The organism is Sphaerisporangium sp. B11E5 (assembly GCF_039871875.1).
Lineage (GTDB): Bacteria > Actinomycetota > Actinomycetes > Streptosporangiales > Streptosporangiaceae > Sphaerisporangium.
This window is the reverse complement of the sequence record NZ_JBDPMD010000017.1, coordinates 77036-96219: the sequence shown is the minus strand read 5'-3', so window position 1 is coordinate 96219 and position 19184 is coordinate 77036. Positions and strand designations below refer to the sequence as shown.

General features: G+C 68.5%; 16 protein-coding genes. 5 read left to right on the top strand and 11 right to left on the bottom strand.

Features of this window, described 5'->3' with window-relative positions:
- Positions 1-68 precede the first annotated feature (68 nt).
- Positions 69-1526 carry a histidine kinase N-terminal domain-containing protein gene (locus tag ABGB17_RS17970; RefSeq protein WP_347630863.1) on the top strand — a complete coding sequence of 486 codons (1458 nt, stop codon included), beginning with the start codon at positions 69-71 and terminating at the stop codon, positions 1524-1526.
- An 80-nt stretch (positions 1527-1606) separates the two neighbouring features.
- Here the strand turns inward: ABGB17_RS17970 and ABGB17_RS17965 are convergent, their stop codons facing one another.
- Positions 1607-1861: a WhiB family transcriptional regulator gene (locus ABGB17_RS17965; RefSeq protein WP_347630861.1), complete on the bottom strand. Its 255-nt coding sequence runs from the start codon at positions 1859-1861 to the stop codon at positions 1607-1609.
- A gap of 285 nt (positions 1862-2146) precedes the next feature.
- Positions 2147-3109 carry a diacylglycerol kinase family protein gene (locus ABGB17_RS17960; RefSeq protein ID WP_347630859.1) on the bottom strand — a complete coding sequence of 321 codons (963 nt, stop codon included), beginning with the start codon at positions 3107-3109 and terminating at the stop codon, positions 2147-2149.
- 58 nt (positions 3110-3167) lie between these two features.
- Here ABGB17_RS17960 and ABGB17_RS17955 point away from each other — a divergent pair, with 58 nt between their 5' ends.
- A complete protein-coding gene (locus ABGB17_RS17955; RefSeq protein WP_347630857.1) occupies positions 3168-3545 on the top strand; it encodes a hypothetical protein in 378 nt (125 codons plus the stop codon).
- A 52-nt stretch (positions 3546-3597) separates the two neighbouring features.
- Here ABGB17_RS17955 and ABGB17_RS17950 read toward each other — a convergent pair whose 3' ends face one another.
- The 3 genes from ABGB17_RS17950 to sodN all read right to left on the bottom strand — a co-directional run bounded on the left by ABGB17_RS17950 (position 3598) and on the right by sodN (position 5444).
- The gene (locus ABGB17_RS17950) at positions 3598-4398 is read right to left on the bottom strand and encodes an RNA polymerase sigma factor SigF (protein WP_347630855.1); all 801 of its coding nucleotides are present in this window, start codon (positions 4396-4398) and stop codon (positions 3598-3600) included.
- Positions 4395-4832 carry an anti-sigma factor gene (locus ABGB17_RS17945; protein WP_347630853.1) on the bottom strand — a complete coding sequence of 146 codons (438 nt, stop codon included), beginning with the start codon at positions 4830-4832 and terminating at the stop codon, positions 4395-4397. The genes ABGB17_RS17950 and ABGB17_RS17945 overlap by 4 nt, the downstream gene beginning before the upstream one ends.
- A 210-nt stretch (positions 4833-5042) precedes the next feature.
- Positions 5043-5444: a superoxide dismutase, Ni gene (sodN, locus tag ABGB17_RS17940; RefSeq protein ID WP_347630851.1), complete on the bottom strand. Its 402-nt coding sequence runs from the start codon at positions 5442-5444 to the stop codon at positions 5043-5045.
- 86 nt (positions 5445-5530) lie between these two features.
- Here sodN and sodX point away from each other — a divergent pair, with 86 nt between their 5' ends.
- On the top strand, positions 5531-5848 hold the full coding sequence (gene sodX, locus ABGB17_RS17935; protein ID WP_347630849.1) for a nickel-type superoxide dismutase maturation protease: 318 nt from the start codon (positions 5531-5533) through the stop codon (positions 5846-5848).
- Between the two features lie 235 nt (positions 5849-6083).
- Here sodX and ABGB17_RS17930 read toward each other — a convergent pair whose 3' ends face one another.
- A complete protein-coding gene (locus ABGB17_RS17930; RefSeq protein WP_347630847.1) occupies positions 6084-6629 on the bottom strand; it encodes a CGNR zinc finger domain-containing protein in 546 nt (181 codons plus the stop codon).
- 946 nt (positions 6630-7575) lie between these two features.
- Between ABGB17_RS17930 and ABGB17_RS17925 the strand changes: the two genes are divergently transcribed.
- Positions 7576-8706 (top strand): NADP-dependent malic enzyme, encoded by a 1131-nt coding sequence (locus tag ABGB17_RS17925; protein ID WP_347630923.1) that lies wholly within the window; start codon positions 7576-7578, stop codon positions 8704-8706.
- Between the two features lie 269 nt (positions 8707-8975).
- Entirely contained in the window at positions 8976-10337 is a 1362-nt protein-coding gene (locus tag ABGB17_RS17920; RefSeq protein ID WP_347630845.1) for a hypothetical protein, read from the top strand.
- A gap of 93 nt (positions 10338-10430) precedes the next feature.
- Here the strand turns inward: ABGB17_RS17920 and ABGB17_RS17915 are convergent, their stop codons facing one another.
- The 5 genes from ABGB17_RS17915 to ABGB17_RS17895 form a co-directional block, all read right to left on the bottom strand.
- A complete protein-coding gene (locus tag ABGB17_RS17915; RefSeq protein ID WP_347630843.1) occupies positions 10431-11507 on the bottom strand; it encodes a hypothetical protein in 1077 nt (358 codons plus the stop codon).
- Between the two features lie 365 nt (positions 11508-11872).
- Complete coding sequence (locus ABGB17_RS17910; RefSeq protein WP_347630840.1) at positions 11873-13423, bottom strand: hypothetical protein; 1551 nt, start codon at positions 13421-13423, stop codon at positions 11873-11875.
- A gap of 545 nt (positions 13424-13968) precedes the next feature.
- Positions 13969-15528 carry a hypothetical protein gene (locus ABGB17_RS17905; protein WP_347630838.1) on the bottom strand — a complete coding sequence of 520 codons (1560 nt, stop codon included), beginning with the start codon at positions 15526-15528 and terminating at the stop codon, positions 13969-13971.
- A gap of 520 nt (positions 15529-16048) precedes the next feature.
- Positions 16049-17236, bottom strand: a complete 1188-nt coding sequence (locus ABGB17_RS17900) for a serine protease (RefSeq protein ID WP_347630836.1) — start codon at positions 17234-17236, stop codon at positions 16049-16051.
- Positions 17237-17400: 164 nt separating this feature from the next.
- Positions 17401-18912 (bottom strand): hypothetical protein, encoded by a 1512-nt coding sequence (locus ABGB17_RS17895; RefSeq protein WP_347630834.1) that lies wholly within the window; start codon positions 18910-18912, stop codon positions 17401-17403.
- Between the last annotated feature and the right edge of the window lie 272 nt (positions 18913-19184).

Below are 19184 nucleotides of genomic sequence, written 5' to 3'. Positions count from 1 at the left end.
TCGACGAATCTTCCCAGTGCCCGGCCGCTCGATTCGCTTTCCGCCGGGTTAGCACGCATGATGCACACGTGCCGACTCTGAGCGACCTCGTCGGGCGCCACACCACGTTGGACCCGGCCGACCTGGAATGGATGCAGTCCCTGGTGTCGGACTGGCAACTGCTGGCCGACCTGTCCTTCGCCGACCTGATCCTTTGGATCCCGCTCAGGGACGAGTCGGCGTGGGTCGCCGTGGCGCAGATGCGGCCCACCACCGGCCCCACCGTCTACCACGACGACGTCGTGGGCACCATCGTCGCGGCGTGGGAGCGGCCGCTGATCGACACCGCGTGGCAGGAGCGGCGCATCTGCCGCGAGGGCGACCCCGACTGGTCCAGCGGCGTGCCGGTGCGCGAGGAGACCATCCCGGTGCGGCGCGACGACCACTTCGTGGCGGTCATCCAGCGCTCCACCAACCTCTCCTCGGCCCGCACGCCCTCACGCCTGGAGCTGACGTACCTGCAGAGCGCCTCCGACCTCGCGCAGATGGTGGCCGAGGGCCGCTTCCCCTTTCCCGACGAGGGCCCGATCCTGGTCCGCTCGCCCCGCGTGGGTGACGGCCTGCTGCGCCTCGACCGGGCCGGCCGGGTGACGTACGCCTCGCCGAACGCGCTGTCGGCGTACCGGCGCCTCGGCCTGCACGCCGACCTCGTGGGCACCGACCTCGGCCGCACCACCGCGGCGCTGTGCTACTCCGACGAGCCCATCAACGAGGACCTCATCCTGGTGGCCAGCGGCCGCACACCTCGCGAGACCGAGGTCGAGGCGGGGGCCAACGTCGTGCAACTGCGCGCCATCCCGCTCATCGTCGGGGGCGGGCGCATCGGCGCGCTCATCTTGATCAGGGACGTCACCGAGCTGCGGCGCCGCGAGCGTGAGCTCATGACCAAGGACGCCACGATCCGCGAGATCCACCACCGGGTGAAGAACAATCTGCAGACCGTGGCGGCGCTGCTGCGGCTGCAGGCGCGGCGGCTGCGGGTGCCGGAGGGCAGGGAGGCGCTGGAGGAGGCCGTACGCCGGGTGGGGTCGATCGCCATCGTGCACGAGACCCTGTCGCACACCCCCGAGGAGATCGTCGACTTCGACGACATCGCCGACCGCGTGATCGCGATGACGGGCGACGTCTCGGCGGCCAACGTCATGCCGCGCCGGGTGGGCAGCTTCGGCATGCTGCCCGCGATGGTGGCCACACCGATGGCCATGGTGCTCACCGAGCTGCTGCAGAACGCGGTGCAGCACGGCTTCTCCTACGGCAGCGGCACCATCACCGTGGTGGTCTCGCGCACCGAGGAACGTCTGGACGTGAGCGTGGCCGACGACGGCCAGGGCCTGCCCGACGGGTTCGACCTGGACTCCTCGACCAGCCTCGGGCTGCAGATCGTGCGCACGCTCGTGGTCGGCGAGTTGTCGGGCCGGCTCGCCGTGCGGCCGCGCCAGGGCGGGGGGACGGAGGTGTCGCTCACGATCCCCGTTCAGCCGGCCTAGCGCGGATCTCCTCGTCGTGCCCGCGGACCTCGGGGCTTCGCGGCTCTCGCTGTCGGTCGGACGGTCGAGCTATCGGCGGGTCAGACGGCCAGGCGGGCGCGCGTGCGGGCGGTGCGGCGCTTGAGGGCGCGGCGTTCGTCCTCGCTGAGGCCACCCCAGACGCCGGCGTCCTGGCCGGACTCAAGAGCCCACTTCAGGCAGGAGTCGATGACCGGGCACGAGCGGCAGACCTGCTTGGCCTCTTCGATCTGCATGAGCGCGGGGCCGGTGTTGCCGATCGGGAAGAACAACTCGGGGTCCACGTCACGGCAGGCAGCGCGGTGGCGCCAGTCCATGCGTTCCACTCCTTCGTAGGCGGAGCCTCACGGCTCCGAGCGGTGACGGATGTTTGTGAACACTTTCACTAGCAAGGGCGAAAATTTTCCCGGACCTTGGGATGGGGTCCAGGAACATCGCTCTGACCGCCGTGGACCTTTGAGGACAGATTGCCTCCCCAAACGTCCTACGTTCCGACGTCACGTTGAGCTTTTCAGGCATGCCCAGGTCACGCAAGAGGTTTGGGGGAAGGTTTTGCCGGAGATAGATGTCGGATGCGTCACACTATGACGGCAAGTGAACGTTTAGACCAAAACTTGTAACGCGGCTGGCACCGAAACAAACGTCACGCGTTCCCGCTCCCCAAGGTAATCGCCGTCGAGCTGGAACGCGGTGGGCCGCCGGGCGACGAGCGTGAACTCGTCCTCGTCGTGGAGCTGCACCAGATGGCGGCCGCGGGCCAGGCCCGTGCGCTCGCCGATGATCTGCCGCACGATGTGGGCCATCGCCAGAGGGCCGAGGCGGCGAAGGCCGAGCATGTCCAGGCCGGTGTCGAAACCGGCCCACGGCGTGGGGTTGACCGGCCGGTCTCCGGCGTAGGTCCAGGGGGCGGTGTTCGAGATGATCGCCATGTGGATGCCGTCCACCACCGGCCGCCGCGGACGCTCCAGGCGCAACGCCGGGTGACGGCGGTCGGTCATCAGGTAGTGCCGCAGCGCCGTGCCGATGTACCGGGTGGGGGAGGCCTTGTAGCCGGCGGCGCGCAGCCCCTCGACCGCCCGGACCACCTCCGCGTCGTACCCCATGCCCGCCGAGAAGGTGAAGTACCGGCTCCTGGTGGCCGAGCCCGACGTGCCCCCGATGGTGGCGTCGTCCCAGATCGCCCGGCCAAGACCGACGGTGCGGCGCCGGTCCTCCCGCAGCGCCTCCAGCACCGCGCCGGTCGCCTCCACCGGGTCGTTCGGCAACCCCAGGGCCCTCGCCATGACGTTCGCCGAGCCACCCGGGATCACGATCAGCGCCGGCGGCTCGCCCTCGCCCGCCAGCATGCCGTTCACGGCCTCGTTGACGGTGCCGTCCCCGCCGAGCACGGCGACCGCGTCGAAGCCCTTCTCCCGCGCGGTGCCCGCGAGCAGCGTGGCGTGGCCGCGGTAAGCGGTCTCCTCCACCGAGAGGTCGACGGCCGCGCCGAGGGCGCGGATCAGCACCTGGCGGGTACGCCGGTGCGTGGACGTCGCCTTGGGGTTGGTGAGGAGGAGTGCCCGCATGCCGCCCAGCGTAGCCACCGGTCATCCACCCGGCGTACCGGTCGAGTAGGGTCCCGATATGTTCAACCGCCCGGTGACCTTGATCGTCGCCGCCGCCGTGCTGGCGGCCGAGGGACTCACCGCGATCGCCCTCGGCGGCTACGCCGGGGTGCAGACCGTCGCGGGCGGCGCCACGGCCGTCGGCGACTCCATCGTGATCTCCGCGCTCGGCCTCGTGGTGGGCGCCGCGCTGCTGTGGGTCGCCTGGGGCGTGTCGTCCGCCGCGCGGTGGAGCCGGGCCCCCGGCGTGGTCACCCAGATCTTCTCGGTGCCGGTGGGCGTGTCGCTGACGCAGTCCGGGCAGTACGTGCCGGGCGCCCTGCTGCTGGCCCTGGCGGCGGCGGGCGTGGTGGCACTGCTGGCGCCGCCGACGACCCGGGCCATGATCAAAGACTGAGGCTTCCCCGCGAAGCCCCCGGATGTGAAGATCCCGCCCGGCGGTGGGCGGGTCAGTCCTCGGCGGTGAGGCCCTCGCGGAGCTGGGCCAAGGTGCGGGCCAGCAGGCGCGAGACGTGCATCTGCGAGATGCCGAGCTCGGTGGCGATCTGCGATTGCGTCATGTTGCCGAAGAAGCGCAACAACAGGATGCGCTTCTCTCTCGGCGGCAGACGCTCCAGCAGCGGTTTCAGCGACTCGCGGTACTCGACGCCCTCCAGCGACTCGTCCACGATGCCGAGCGAGTCGGACACCGCGGGGGCGTCGTCGTCCCCGGAGTCGGGCGCGTCCAGCGACACCGTGGAGTAGGCGTTGGCGGACTCCAGGCCCTCCAGCACCTCCTCCTCGCTCATCGCGAGGTGGGCGGCGAGCTCGGCGACGGTGGGCGCCCGGCCCTGCCGCTGCGACAACTCGCTGATCGCCTTGGTGAGGGAGAGCTTGAGCTCCTGCAGGCGGCGCGGCACGCGTACCGCCCAGCCCTTGTCGCGGAAGTGCCGTTTGATCTCGCCCACGATGGTGGGCGTGGCGTAGGTGGAGAACTCGACCCCGCGGGCCAGGTCGAAACGGTCGATCGACTTGATCAAGCCGATCGTCGCCACCTGGGTGAGGTCGTCGAGCCACTCGCCGCGGTTGCGAAAACGGCGGGCGAGGTACTCGACCAGCGGCAGATGAAGCTCGACCAGCTCGTCGCGGATGCGCTGACGCCGCGGATCGTCCGAGGGCAGCTCGGCCAGCTCGCTGAACAGCCCACGGGCCCGGACCCGGTCGGGAACGGTGCTGTCACTGCCGGCCACGGCTCGGGTCCTCTCCGTCACAGCGGCCTCGCAGCGCCTCGGCGCTTGTGCAGCACGATGGCCATGCGGTCGGGGGAGTCGGTCTCGGCGTCCACGCTGTCGGCAAGGGCGGTGAGCACCATCCAGGCGAAGTCGTCACGCTTGGGCTCGGCCTGGCCGACGGTGCTCACCTCGACCCGGACGATCATCTCCTTGCCGGTCAGCTCGAACTCGGCGATGAGGTCGGTGCCGGGCACGGCATGGCCGAGCAGCATGGCACACGCCTCGTCGACGGCGATCCGGAGATCCTCGATCTCGTCCAAGGTGAAGTCGAGCCGTGCCGCGAGCCCCGCGGTGGCCGTACGGAGCACCGACAGGTAGGCGCTCGCGGCGGGCAACCGCACGCTCACCGCGTCACGGATCCCCGCCAGGCCGCCGGAGATGCCATCTGCACGCGTCGCTGTCTCGTCGGTCACGTTCCTCCTCGCGCAGAGCTGCTGACTAGCAACTTACCGCCCCCGGACCGCTGATGCGGGACTGGGACGCGCCGATAGTGCTGATCTTGCGTGATTGCGGGCGGGTTTCCGTGACGTCCCGCTGACCCTGCCTTGACGTCTATGCCCGAGGCCGGCCGCCGGCCCCGCGCGACCGTAAAAGGCGCGCGAGGCCGGTGACGGTCCGGACGCTCAGGCGGCCTTGGTCTCCCAGAAGATCTTAGAGATCTCGTCGATCTTCCCGAGGAGGTCGTCGGCCTTGGCGACGTCAACCGTGCCCTTGGCGCCGGCCGCGCCCGCGAGCTTGGTGGCGTCCCAGAAGAGCTGGTGGAGCTGCGGGTACTGCTCCACGTGCGGAGGCTTGAAGTAGTCGGTCCACAACACCCACAGGTGATGCTTGACCAGCTCGGCCCGCTCCTCCTTGATCTTCAGGGCCCGCGCCCGGAACACCGGGTCGTCGTTGTCGGCGTACTTCTGCATGATGGCCTTGACGGACTCCGCCTCGATGCGAGCCTGCGCCGGGTCGTAGACACCGCAAGGGAGATCGCAGTGCGCGGAGGCGACATGGCCCGGCCGCAGCAGTCGTGCGAGCATCGGTTTCCTTCCTAGACGCTGATGACGGGGACAGCAGTTGTCCTGGTTCCCAACTTACTCGTGTCGATTCCCCGCGGAGGAGGCGGATGTCGTTCATGAAGGTCCGTGTGGCCGGCACCTCGATGCTCCCCGTCCTCCACCCCGACGACCTGCTGCTGGTCCGCCGCCGAGCCCGCATCCGCCCCGGCGACCTCGTCGTCGCCCGCCTCCCCGGCACCCCCACCCAACTGATCGTCAAACGCGCCACGATGCGCACCGGAGAAGGCTGGTGGCTGGAAAGCGAAAACCAGCAAGCCCCCGGCCGAAAAGACAGCTGGGACTTCGGCCCCGTCCCCCCCTCCAACGTCCTGGGCCGAGTCCTCCTCCGCTACGCCCCCCTCCACCGCGCGAAACTCTTCCCCTGACGCGGCGCCGGCTCCTCCCCGGTCGTGTAGCCCCGATGGGGCGCCGCGACGATGGGCCGTGGTACGGCGATCCCGGCGCCGCCGTACGGCGAGGTCCCACCGGCGCTGCGGGCGAAGGCCGTCGTCACAGGCCCCGCAGTGCCGGCCGGCTCCCTCCGCCGTGTGGCCCGATCCGGCGCCGCGACGGCGGGACGAGGTACGGCGAATCCGGCGCCGCCGTACGGCGGGGAGCCGGTTACGCGCCTGCCACGCGTTCGGCGTCGCGGCGGCGGGCGCGGTACGCGGCGACGTTGGCGCGGCTGGCGCAGCGTTCGGAGCAGTAGCGGCGGGAGCGGTTGGAGGAGGTGTCGAGGTAGGCGCGGCGGCAGGGGTCGGCCTGGCAGACGCCGAGGCGGTCCACGCCGAGGCCGGTGACAAGAGCGGTGAGGCCCATGACGGCGCCCGCGGCGTACTCGCCGCTCAGCCGGCCGCCCTCGGTCAGGTGGAGGTGCCAGCGGTGCCCGTCGTGCCGGGTGATCTGCGGGTGCACCGGGTGCCGGGTCAGCAGCGCGTTGAGCCGTTCCACGGCTCCCTGCTCGTCCTGCCGGGCGGCGGCCGCGAACACGGCGGCCAGCTCGCGACGCAGCTCGCGCAGGATCACCAGGTCGGCCCGGGTGAGCCGCGCGGCGTCCTTCTCCCGGCCGGCCGCGACGAGGAACCGCCGGGCCTCCTCCAAGGAGTCCAGCGCGTGCCCGCTGTTGACCAGCAGCACCGCGAGTTCCGCGTACGAGGTGAGGTCCACGTCCGGTCCAGGTAAGGGATGAATACGAACTACGAGTATTACACGCTACCCCTGCCCGACGCGGTACCCCCGAAGTCTCTCCGGCTCTCCGCCGTACGGCGGCGCCGGATTCGCCGTACCTCGTCCCGCCGTCGCGGCGCCGGATCGGGCTGCACGGTGGAGGGAAGCCGGTCGGGACTGCGGGGCCTGTGACGACGGCTTCGCCGTCAGCGTTGGCGGGACCTCGCCGTACGGTGGTGCCGGATTCGCCGTACCTCGTCCCGCCGTCGCGGCGCCGGATCGGGCTGCACGGTGGAGGGAAGCCGGTCGGGACTGCGGGGCCTGTGACGACGGCTTCGCCGTCAGCGTTGGCGGGACCTCGCCGTACGGTGGCGTCGGAATCGCCGTACCACCTCTCGCCGTCGCGGCGCCGAATCGGGGCTGCACGACCGGGGAGGAGCCGGCCGGGACGGCGCTTCGCCGTACCGGGGGCCTGGTTCGCCGCACCTCGTCCCTGGCCCGGTGTTCGGGACAGGGGACGAGGCGTAGCGAGGTGGTGGAGGGAGGCGTTGAGGTGGTGGGGGGAGGGGGTTTGCAGGGTGTGGGTGGTCTGTGGGGGTATTGGGGAGAAACGTCAGGGTACGGGTGGATGCAAGGGGATGTCGGGTACCGGAGCGGCCCTCTGGGGGGCGGTCTGGGACGGGGACCCCGGCGCGGGGTGGATTGTGGGACGCACGGCTTCGGCAGGTGTCGTGGGGTGTGGCACAATCGAGCGACGGGTGACCCCCGTACCCCCTCACGGAGACGACCGTCAACGACGACGGCCGCCGGGCGGCTACCGAAGCCTGGGCCTCGCTCAAACGCGGCGTCTAACGAAGGAAACCGTCCTTACGACACAGGGGTCGCTGTGGCAGTCACGCCGTTCTCCGCATCTTTGGAAGATCTCGATCTGGATCCCGCGTTCGCCATGCACCGCGGGGGCAAACTGGAGGTCCGTTCCACCGTCCCGGTCCGCGACGCCGGGGACCTGTCCCTGGCCTACACGCCCGGTGTGGCGCGGGTCTGCACGGCCATCGCCGAGCAGCCGGAGCTCGTCAACGAGTACACCTGGGTCTCCAACGTCGTCGCCGTGGTGAGCGACGGCACCGCGGTGCTGGGGCTCGGCGACATCGGGCCGGCGGCGGCCATGCCGGTCATGGAGGGCAAGGCCCTGCTGTTCAAGGAGTTCGGCGGCGTGGACGCGGTGCCCGTCTGCCTGGACTGCACCGACGTGGACGGCCTGGTCGAGACCGTGGTGCGTCTCGCGCCGTCGTTCGGCGGCATCAACCTGGAGGACATCAGCGCCCCCCGCTGCTTCGAGGTCGAGGACCGCCTGCGGGAGCTGCTCGACATCCCCGTCTTCCACGACGACCAGCACGGCACCGCCATCGTGGTGCTCGCCGCGCTCCAGAACGCCGCCCGGCTGACCGGCCGCACGCTCGGTGACCTGCGGGCCGTGGTCGCGGGCGCCGGGGCCTCGGGTGTCGCGGTCACCAACATCCTGGTGAACGCCGGCATCGGGGACATCGCGGTGTCCGACTCCAAGGGCATGATCTACCAGGGCCGCGAGGGGCTGAACCCCGTCAAGCAGGTGCTGGCCGCCCGCACCAACCGCGCCGGCCGCACCGGGTCCACCGAGGAGGCCCTCACCGGGGCGGACGTGTTCATCGGCCTGTCCGGCTCCACGCTCGCCGAGAGCGCCGTCGAGTCCATGGCCCGCGACGCCATCGTGTTCGCGCTCTCCAACCCGACCCCGGAGATCCACCCCGAGGTCGCCCGGCGGCACGCCACGGTCGTGGCCACCGGCCGGTCCGACTTCCCGAACCAGATCAACAACGTGCTGGCCTTCCCCGGCGTGTTCCGCGGGGCGCTGGACGTGCGGGCGTCGGCCATCACCGAGAACATGAAGGTCGCCGCGGCCCGCGCGCTGGCCGATGTGGTGGGCGGCGATCTCTCCCCTGACTACGTCATCCCGAGCCCGTTCGACGCCCGCGTGGCCCCCGCGGTGACCGCCGCGGTCGCCGCCCAGGCTCACGAGGACGGCGTGGCGCGCAAGTAACCGCGTCCTCCCAGCTCACGACAAGCCCTGCCCGCCGCCACCGCGGCGGGCAGGGCTTTTTGTCGACCAACCTTGGCCTCATCGTGAGGTTTCCCTCCCGAAGGTCAAGTCTCCGGAATTCCCACATCATGTCACGCAACGTGCTATAACAAAAACTCTCCGTTACTCACCGGACAAGAGCGAGCACGACGGGCGTACGTCTCTTCGCAAGGGGAGGCTCGCCGGTGGGCCGGAGCCTCGTCGACCGTCCGTGAGTCCCTGGGGAAGCGATGCGACGTGAGCCCAACCACCTGCTCCGCCACCTCGTCGCCGAGGCGGGCTTCTCCCACAAGGGGCTGGCCCGCGCCCTCAACGACCTCGGAGCGGCCCACGGCCTGACCGGGCTGGTCTACGACCACAGCTCGGTGCTGCGCTGGGTGGCCGGTCAACGCCCGCGCGACCCGGTGCCGGCGCTGCTCGCGGAGATCTTCGCCATGCGGCTCGGACGGCCGGTCGGCCCCGAGGACCTCGGGATGGCGGGGGGAGCCACGCCCCTCGATCTCGGGCAGCACCTCAGCGACACGTGGCAGGAGGGTGTCCAGATCGTGACAGCATTATGGAGGGCGGAGATGGAGCGGCGCAGATTCCTGCTCGACTCCGCCTTCACCGTCGGCGCGGGCTCGGCGGGAGCCCTGGGCTGGCTGACTTCTCCCCCTGGGGCCTTCGCCGAGTCCCACGGGCCACGCAGGGTCGGGGCGCCGGACATCGCCGCCATCCGCGAGGTGACCCGTTCGTTCGGCGAGCTCGACAACCGGTTCGGCGGCGGCAGGGTGCGGGGCGCCGTCGTGCGCTATCTCGACTCCGCGGTCGCGCCGCTGCTGAAGGACGGCCTGTACGGCGAGGCCACCGGCCGCGCGCTCGCTTCCGCCGCCGCCGAGGCGACCCGGCTGGCCGGCTGGATGGCCTACGACCTGGAACAGCACGGGCTGGCGCAGCGCCACCTCATCCAGGCGCTGAGCCTGGCCAGAGGAGCGGGCGACCACGGGCTCGGCGGCGAGGTGCTGGCGGGCCTGGCCCACCAGGCCATCTACATCGGCCGGCCCCGGCACGCGCTCGACCTCGCGCGGGCGGCGCAGATGTCGGCGCGGCAAGCGCAGGTGCCGTCCCTGCTGGCCGAGGCGTACGTCCTGGAGGCCCACGCGCACGCCGCGCTGTCCGACGAGACGGCCTGTGGCCTGTCGCTCCACCAAGCCGACCTCGCTTTCGACCGGCGGCGGCCGGAGGAGGAGCCTGAGTGGATCCGCTACTTCGACGAGGCGTACCTCGCGGCCAAGTACGCCCACTGCTTCCGCGACCTCGGCGACGGGGCGCGTGCGGTGCGGTACGCGCGCCGGTCCCTCGACATGGACGGGCGGTTCGTCCGGGGCCGCATGTTCAACCTGTCGCTGCTCGCCTCCGCGCACGCCCTGTGCGGCGAGGTGGACGAGGCCTGCCGTGCGGGCGCGTCCGCGCTGGACCTCGCGGCGGGCCTGCGGTCGGCGCGCACCCGCTCCTACGTCGCGGACCTGCGCCGCCGCCTCGCGCCGCTCAGCGGGGAGTCCGCCGTCGCCGACCTGGTCGAGCGGGCCGGGCGGCTGGCACCCGCGGCGTGACCTGATGGCTTCCCGGCCGCGGTTCTCTGGGGCGCCGGGCCGGGAAACACGGGCGGGGCCCGGCGAAACGCCGGGCCCCGCACCGGGTGGAGCTCACTTGCCGATCTTGCCGGACCACAGGTTGGAGGCCAGCGAGTAGACCGCGTAGGTCTCGCTGTCGAAGTACGGCGAGGTCGCGAAGTCGAACCGGCCGTTGCCGTCCTTGTCGCCCACCAGGCTGGTCACACCGTTGATGTAACCGAGGCGCTTGGTGCTGCTGTACCCCGCGACCCAGGGGCCGCCCGAGGCGCCCGCGGTGAAGGAGCACTTGATGGCGATCTGCGCCTCGGCCTTGAACGCGGTGACCGCGCCGGCGGCCGAGGTGTTGCCGTAGCAGTACTTCGGCGTCTGGCCGGTGTAGGGGAAGTCACCGTCCGGGTGCGGGCCCGCGGGGTAGCCGAAGGCGTACACCGGCTTGCCGATGGGCTGGTTCCAGGCGAAGCCCTGGCCGCCCACGTTGTCGCCGAGCCGGCCGACGTCCTTCCAGGTGCCCGCCTCGACGCCGTTGTAGACGTTGACGAAGCCGTAGTCGCTGTCGAAGTCCTCGTACACCGCGAAGTCGAAGTGGGTGTAGGCGGACTTGCCGACGTAGATGCCCCACGGCGCCTTGGCCTGGTAGTAACCCGGGATGAAGACCCAGCGGTCCAGGGTGTCGCGGTTGGAGTCGGTGTCGTACACGCAGTGGCCGGCGGTGGCGACCAGGTTGCGGTACTTGCCCTGCACCGAGGAGCCGGAGCACCAGTAGGTCTTGCCGTCGAGGCGGAAGAAGACCTTGCCGATGGTGCGCGGCAGGTTGACGTTCTTGACCTTGGTCGGGGTGACCTTCTCCTGGCCGATCGGCGGCACGGTGCCGGTCTTGCCGTCGGGGGCGGCGTCACCGCCACCGAGCTTGATCTTCGCCTTGGTGGCGGTGTCCTCGGTGTACTTGGTCGCGGACTTCAGCGACTTACCGCCGTTGGCCGTCCAGAACTTGACGGTCTCCAGCGCGGCGGCCTTGGTGGAGGCCATGGGGTCGTTCGCCGGCGCTGCCGCGGTGGCGCTGCCCGCAGTGGTGAGGGAGACGGCGATCATGCCGGTGGCGAAGGCCGCGCCACCAAGAGGGAGCATGAAGCGCTTGACTCGGGTGTTCAATGAGACTCCTTGTTAGCCACAGGAGATGACTCCTGCCCCAGTGGTCCCTAAAGGGACGGTATGAACCTATCGGGGGATCTTGACGTAGGGGCTGTATAGGGCAACCGCCCATGAGCTTGGACAAGGGTGGCGATACGGGCGGATCGATGATCACCACGGGAGAGGCCCTGGTGGAAACGGTCCAACAGGCCGTAGCCCAGGCGGGGAAAGCGTTGCGATGTGACGCAAATCACATCGTTGGCGGTACACCGGCCGGGAGAGGCAGACGTCTGCCGCGCTCCGGACGGGGCCGTACAGGGCGCAGGGCCCGGCGCGAACGCCGGGCCCTGCCAGTGGGTGCTGCTGCGTTCTGGAAGATCAGAACGTCAGGCCTTGGTGACCAGGTCACCGTCGGAGGTCACGATCTTGCCGGACCACAGGTTGGCGGCGGCCTTGTAGATCGCGTAGGTCTCGCTGTCGAAGTACGGCGAGGTGCTGAAGTCGATCCGGCCGTTGCCGTCGGCGTCGCCGATGAGGCTGCTGACGCCGTTGATGTAGCCGAGACGCTTGGTGCTGCTGTACTTCAGGATCCAGGGGCCACCGGAGGAGCCGGCGGTCATGGAGCACTTGAGACCGATCTGGGCCTCGGCCTTGAACTTCGCGGCAGCGGCGGCGGCGAAGGTCTTGCCGTAGCACCACTTCGGCGTGACACCGGTGAACGGCTTGTCACCGTCGGGGTGCGGGGCCGCGGGGTAGCCGAAGACGTAGACCGGCTGGCCGACCTTCTGGTTCCAGGTGAAGCCCTGGCCACCCACGTTGTCGCCCAGGCGACCCGCGTCCTTGTACAGCTCGACGATGAAGAGCGTCTTGTAGTACTTGGTGGTGCTGCTCTTCTTCACCGCGTAGGCGATGAAGTAGTGCTGGATGGTGAACGCGCCGTCCACGATCTTCTTGTAGCCCGGGCCGGTGTAAGCCTTGTAGGTCGCCTCGTCGACGATCTCGGCCGGCACCGCGGGGTAGCTCAGGGCCTTGGCCTGGTGGTAGTTGGCGTTCTGCGGGATCGCAGCGGCCTTGTCGTAGTCCTCCTTGGTGACTTCCTTGGTCGCGGTGTCCGCGCCAGGGGTGCCCCAGGGAACGACGATCTCGCTACCGGTGGTCTTGGCCCAGCAGTCGACCGTCTCGCCGCCGTGCTCGTCCTTGCACTTGTTGTACTCCGCCTCCGTGATCTCCACGTCCTTGGTGTACTTGTAGCCCTGCCACTTCTCGTACGCGTCCTTGCTGACGACCTTCTCGCCGGAGTAGGCGATGCCGTTGTACACAGTGACGAACGCGTAGTCGCTGTCGAAGTCCTCGTACACCGCGAGGTCGTAGTGGGTGTACGCGGCCTTGCCGACGTAGATGCCCCAGGGGGCCTTGGCCTGGTAGTAACCGGGCACGAACACCCAGTTGTCCAGGGCGCCGTTCTGGAGGCCCTCGTCGAACACGCAGTGGCCGGCGGTGGCGACCAGGTTACGGTACTTGGCCTGGATGGAGGACCCGGAGCACCAGTACTCCTTGTCCCCGACGGTGAAGAACACCTTGCCGATGGTCTTCGGCAGGTTGACGTTCTTGACCTTGGTCGGGGTGACCTTCTCCTGGCCGATCGGCGGGACCTGGCCGGCCTTGCCGTCGGGGGCCGCGTCGCCGCCACCGAGCTTGACCTTGCCCGAGACCTGCGCGTCACCGGTGTACTGGGCGGCGGCCTTGAAGTTGGCGCCACGGTTGCTGGTCCAGTAGTCCGCGATCTTCTGCGCGCTGGTGGAACCGGCGAGGGTGACGCTCTTCTTGACGGGGGCGGTCGACGCCTGGGCGGAGGTGACCAGAGTGGCGCCGATCATGCTCGTGGCGGCCAGGGCACCGCCCAGGGGGAGGGCGAGACGCTTGACTCGGGTGTTCAAGGAAACTCCTTGGGCTGATGTGGAACGCATCTTGCGTCCCATGCGTCAGTAAAGGGATAGCCATGAAGATACATAGGTGATCTTGGGCTGTGTGCCCCCTTGGCTATGAAATTTCGGCCTTGCTGGGGCGTGACCCTTTCGTAACCTGATCGCTGGATCAGTGACGCCGCCCGCCGAATGCCGACCGCGATGCTTACTCGCAGATCAGGCAGTATGTGAACCGAGTGGTTCGAATGTGGTCAAAGTGATTCGACGTCCGTACGTGGGTGAGCCAGTGTGACGCAGATCACACTGATCCGATGGAGCCGAATCGGGGGGTCGCTACGTCTAAGCGCCCCACACGGCTGCTGGCGCGTCCACAAAGGCCTCTGTGTGGCCCTCAGCGCCCTCCTGCGGCCCGCCCGTCACATGCCCGTGCGTGGGAGTCGTCCCACGCGAACCACCCATGAAACGCCGACAGGGCCCGGCGCGAACGCCGGGCCCTGCTGGTACTTGCTGTACTACGGGTACTACATCACACCGCTGAGCTCTAGCTGGCTAGAACGTCAGGCCTTGGTGACGAGGTCGCCGTCGGAGGTCACGATCTTGCCGGACCACAGGTTGGCGGCGCTCTTGTAGATCGCGTAGGTCTCGCTGTCGAAGTACGGCGAGGTGCTGAAGTCGATCCGGCCGTTGCCGTCGGCGTCGCCGATGAGGCTGGTGACACCGTTGATGTAGCCGAGACGCTTGGTGCTGCTGTACTTCAGGATCCAGGGGCCACCGGAGGAGCCGGCGGTCATGGAGCACTTGAGACCGATCTGGGCCTCGGCCTTGAACTTCGCGGCAGCGGCGGCGGCGAAGGTCTTGCCGTAGCACCACTTCGGCGTGACACCGGTGAACGGCTTGTCACCGTCGGGGTGCGGGGCCGCGGGGTAGCCGAAGACGTAGACCGGCTGGCCGACCTTCTGGTTCCAGGTGAAGCCCTGGCCACCCACGTTGTCGCCCAGACGACCCGCGTCCTTGTACAGCTCGACGACGAAGACCGTCTTGTAGTACTTGGTCGCGCCGGGGGAGACGACGGCCTTGTACTCGAGGAAGTAGTGCGTGATGGTGAACGCGCCATCCACGATCTTCTTGTAGCCCGGGCCGGTGTAGCCCTTGTAGGTGGCCTCGTCGACGATCTCGGTGTAGGTCTTGTAGTTAGCCTGGTTGTAGTTGTGGTTGCCGTTCCCGGCGGCGTCGAACTGCTCCTTGGTGACTTCCTTGGTGCGGATCTCCACCTTGCCGAGCGGTCCGTTGCCCAGCGGCGTGCTGTAGGGGACGACCTTCTCGGAGGACGGGTCAGCCTTGGCCCAGCAGTCGACGGTCTCGCCGCCGTGCTCGTCCTTGCACTTCTTGTACTCCGCCTCCGTGATCGCCACGTCCTTGGCGTACTTGTAGCCCTGCCACTTGTCGTACGCGTCCTTGGAGACAGCCTTCTCGCCGGCGTAGGCGATGCCGTTGTAGACGGTCACGAACGCGTAGTCGCTGTCGTAGTCCTCGTACACCGCGAGGTCGTAGTGGGTGTAGGCGGCCTTGCCGACGTAGATGCCCCAGGGAGCCTTGGCCTGGTAGTAGCCCGGCACGAACACCCAGTTGTCCAGGGCGCCGTTCTGGAGGCCCTCGTCGAACACGCAGTGACCGGCGGTGGCGACCAGGTTACGGTACTTGGCCTGGATGGAGGAGCCGGAGCACCAGTACTCCTTGTCCCCGATGGTGAAGAACACCTTGCCGATGGTCTTCGGCAGGTTGACGTTCTTGACCTTGGTGGGGGTGACCTTCTCCTGGCCGATCGGCGGGACCTGGCCGGCCTTGCCGTCGGGGGCCGCGTCGCCGCCACCGAGCTTCACCTTGCCGGACACCGACGAGTCGGCGGTGTACTGCGCGGCGGCCTTGAAGTTGGCGCCACGGTTGCTGGTCCAGTAGTCCGCGACCTTCTGCGCGCTGCTGGAGGAGGCCAGGGAAACGACCTTCTTGGCGGGGGCGGTGGAGGCCTGGGCGGAGGAGACCAGGGTGGCACCGATCATGCTGGTGGCGGCGAGGGCACCGCCCAGCGGGAGGGCGAGACGCTTGACTCGGGTGTTCAAGGGAACTCCTTGGGCTGGCGTGGAACGCTTCCTGCGCCCCATGCGTCAGTAAAGGGATAGCCAGGAAGATACAGAGGAGATCTTGTCGGCGGTAACTGGAAACCGAACCATTTTTGGTACCGGTCCAGCCGTGATCTGCTCGTTACTTGGCTGCCTGTCGACTCCGGCTGTCAGATCCGGGCCGACCACCCCTGTTCCCGCAGATCACGCCATGTCTGGGCAGAGTGGGACTTATGTGACTTGAGTGAACCGTTCTGGTGGGTGGCCGTGAGCGTGTGACGCACATCACACTTGGTCGGGGGAGCCGAATCGGGGGTCCGCTACGTCTAAGGGCGCGGCCGATCGAAAGAACCCGACAAAACAGACATGCCTCGTCTGGGGTGCCCGCCGATGAGGTGAGAGGCCTCCCATGGGAACGGTGCAACAGCCCGACGGGACCCGGACACGCCTCGTCACGGCATCCCCCTGAACGACGAAAGGCCCGGCGATGCCGGGCCTTCTCCATGTTCGAGGGACGTTCTCAGTCGGTCTTCTGCCGGATCGCGTACGCGTACACCTGGTAGGTCGCCGTGTTGAAGTACGGCGAGGAGATGCCGTCGTACTTGCCGTCCCCGTTCAGGTCCCAGGTGAGGCTGTTCACGCCGTTGAGGTAACCGAGGCGCTTGACCCCGCTGTACTTGATCAGCCAGGGGCCGCCGCTCGCCCCGGCGGTGAACGCGCACTTGCCGAAAAGCACGCCGCCGTCCAGCTCCCACTTCTGTGTGGAGATCTTGCTGGTGGCACGGGTCAGGCACGACTCCATTCGCCGGCCGGTGTACGGGCGCGTGCCGTCGGGGTGCGGGCCCGCGGGGTAGCCGAACGCGTACGCCGCGACGACGTGGCCGCGGTTCCAGGCGAACCCCTGGCCGCCGACGTTGCTCTCCAGCCGCCCGGTGTCCACCACCTTGTAGACCGGCATGCCCTTGGGGTCCTTCTTCGGCGTGCCGTCGGTGTTCTTGTCGAGGTCCCACCGGTAGCCGTGGTGCACGGTGACGAAGGCGTAGTCGAAGTCGAAGTCGCCGGTGGCGGCGTACCGCTCGTTGAGGTGCAGCGTGTGGCCGACGTAGATGCCGTACGGGGTGGCGCCGTCGCCGGTGTAGGCGGGGATGAACACCCAGTACTCGACGGGCTTGGCCTGCTTGACGTCGTACGCGCAGTGGCCCGCGGTCGCCACGAGGTTGCCGTACCGCGGGGAGTGGAGGGAGGAGGCCGAGCACCAGTACTCGGCGTCGCCGATCCGGAAGAAGACCTTGCCCACGGTCGGCGGCAGGTTCACGTTCCTGGAGGTCAGGCTTTTCGGTGCCGCCTTCGGCGGGACCACCCCGTTCAGCGCGGACGCCTTGCCGCTCGCCGAGGAGGTGGCGCTGCCCGCCAGGGCCGCGGCCGGGGTCGCCGCGGACGTCGTGGCGGTGGAACTCGGACGGGGGGTCGCCCCGCCGCCGGACGAGGTGCGCGGCGTGTAGCTGCTCGCGTGCTTCAGCCGGTCGGGCGTCCACCAGTCGACGACCTTCTGCTTGTCCGTCTTGCTCTGGGCCAGCGCGACGGTCGTGATGCCGTCCGGCGCACTGGAGGCCGCCTGCGCCGGACCCGGGACGGCGGAGACGATCACACCGGCGGACGCCAGCGCGCCGCACAGCGTGAGCATGATCCGCTTCGCTCGGGAGGGCATTCGTACCTTCCAGTGATCAAAAACAGTGGACACAACAGTGAAGGGCGATTTTTCCAGACTCTGTCCAGGGATACACGTGACTTGGTAGAGCTGGGTTCACTTCGTTATGGGACGGGACAGGGGGCCTGGGCCGGGCCCAGGCCCCCTGCCTCACGTCACCTGTGTCAGCCGGCGCTCGTGGAGAGCTTGCCGGTGTACAGGTTGGCGGCGTACTTGTAGATGCCGTAGGTGTCGCTGTTGAAGTACGGCGTGGTGATCCGGTCGTACCGCTGGTTGCCGTCGGTGTCGAGCGTGAGGCTCACCACACCGTTGAGGTAACCGGTGCGCGACGCGCTCTTGTACACGATCAGGAACGGACCGCCGGTGGCGCCAGGGGTGAAGGCGCACTTGATGCCGATCTGCTCCTCGGCCTTGTACTTCGGCACGGCCGGGGCGGCGGACGTCTGGCCGTAGCACCACTTCATGGTCTCGCCGGTGTACGCCTTGTTGCCGTCGAGGTGCGCGGCGGTCGGGTACCCGAAGGCGAACTGCTTGGCCGTGGTGCTGCGGTTCCAGGTGAAGCCCTGGCCGCCGACGTTGTCGCCGAGACGGCCGGCGTCCACCAGCTCCTTGATGTAGAAGACCGTCTTGTAGTACTTCTTCGTGCTCGACTTCTTCACCCAGTACTTCACGTAGTAGTGGGTGATGGTGTACGCCGAGTCGACGATCTTCTTGTAGCCGGGGCCCTTGTAGTTGTTGTAGGTGGCCTCGTCCACGATCTCCGTCGAGGTCTTGGCGGGCGCCTTGGCGTAGTTGACCTTGGAGTTCCAGGCCGGGGCCTTGTCGTACTCCTCCTTGGTCACCTCCTTGAGCACCTTCTCGCCGCCCGCGGTGCCCCACGGCAGCACGACCTCGCTGCCGGTGACCTTCGACCAGCAGTCGGCGGTCTCGCCGCCGTGCTCGTCGTAGCACTTCTGGTACTCGGCCTGGGTGATCTCGACGTCCTTGGCCCACTTCGGACCCTTGTAGGCGTCGAAGGTCTCCTTGTTGACGACCTTGTCGCCCGTCTGCTTCACGCCGTTGTAGACGTTGACGAAGGCGTAGTCGTAGTCGTAGTCCTCGTACACCGAGAAGTCGTGGTGCAGGTTGACCTTGGCGCCGACGTACACGCCCCAGGGCGCCTTGCCCTTGTAGTAGCCGGGGATGAAGACCCAGTTGTCGACGAAGCTGTTCTTGTCGGTGTCGTACACGCAGTGGCCGGCCGTGGCGACCACGTTGCGGTACTTCGACTGGATCGACGTGCCGGAGCACCAGTACGGCTTGCCGTCCACCTGGAAGAACACCTTGCCCACGTTGGTGGGAAGGTTGACGTTCTTCGAGACGCCGGCCGTCTTGCCGCCCGCCCCGATCGGGGCGACCGACCCGGCCTTGCCGTCGGCGGACGCCTTCTCGGTGCTCTTCCTGAGGTTCCCCGAGTGGGTGGAGTCCTCGAGGTAGTTCTTGGCCGCCTTCAGCTTGCTCGGAGTCCAGCTCCCCGCGATGGCCTTCGCGCCGTTGCTGGACACCAGCGTCCCCGACTTCCGCGGCGACGGCTTGGTCTCGGCCTGAGCCGAGGTCGTGAGGGTCGCGCCGATCATGCCGGCGGCGACGACAACGCCACCGAGAGGGAGGATCAGACGCTTTGCTCGGGTATTCATTGAGCTCCTTCTTTGTCATGGGATGCCCGGGAAGGTCCCATGCCTGGGTAAAGAGACAAGTCCCGACCGTACTCCGGCGATCTTGGTCACGGACCCCCAAACCGGACAAAAGGTATGGTCCGTTATCGGCTTGTTATGAAACCGGTGGAACCGGAGAGATACCTGATGCGTCCAATTTCGCTCGTTGATCAGGCCCTCGACGCCTGGTCGACCCGTGGGACGCAAGGGGCCGGCGACCACCCAAGTTCCACGCGAGATCGGGGGCACCAACC

What these genes read in the sequence shown, in the direction of transcription:
- ABGB17_RS17965 (WP_347630861.1), bottom strand. Translation starts at nt 1,861, where the DNA reads ATGGACTGGCGCCACCGCGCTGCCTGCCGTGACGTGGACCCCGAGTTG.
- ABGB17_RS17960 (WP_347630859.1), bottom strand. Translation starts at nt 3,109, where the DNA reads ATGCGGGCACTCCTCCTCACCAACCCCAAGGCGACGTCCACGCACCGG.
- ABGB17_RS17955 (WP_347630857.1), top strand. Translation starts at nt 3,168, where the DNA reads ATGTTCAACCGCCCGGTGACCTTGATCGTCGCCGCCGCCGTGCTGGCG.
- sodN (WP_347630851.1), bottom strand. Translation starts at nt 5,444, where the DNA reads ATGCTCGCACGACTGCTGCGGCCGGGCCATGTCGCCTCCGCGCACTGC.
- sodX (WP_347630849.1), top strand. Translation starts at nt 5,531, where the DNA reads ATGTCGTTCATGAAGGTCCGTGTGGCCGGCACCTCGATGCTCCCCGTC.
- ABGB17_RS17925 (WP_347630923.1), top strand. Translation starts at nt 7,576, where the DNA reads ATGCACCGCGGGGGCAAACTGGAGGTCCGTTCCACCGTCCCGGTCCGC.
- ABGB17_RS17920 (WP_347630845.1), top strand. Translation starts at nt 8,976, where the DNA reads ATGCGACGTGAGCCCAACCACCTGCTCCGCCACCTCGTCGCCGAGGCG.
- ABGB17_RS17900 (WP_347630836.1), bottom strand. Translation starts at nt 17,236, where the DNA reads ATGCCCTCCCGAGCGAAGCGGATCATGCTCACGCTGTGCGGCGCGCTG.
- ABGB17_RS17895 (WP_347630834.1), bottom strand. Translation starts at nt 18,912, where the DNA reads ATGAATACCCGAGCAAAGCGTCTGATCCTCCCTCTCGGTGGCGTTGTC.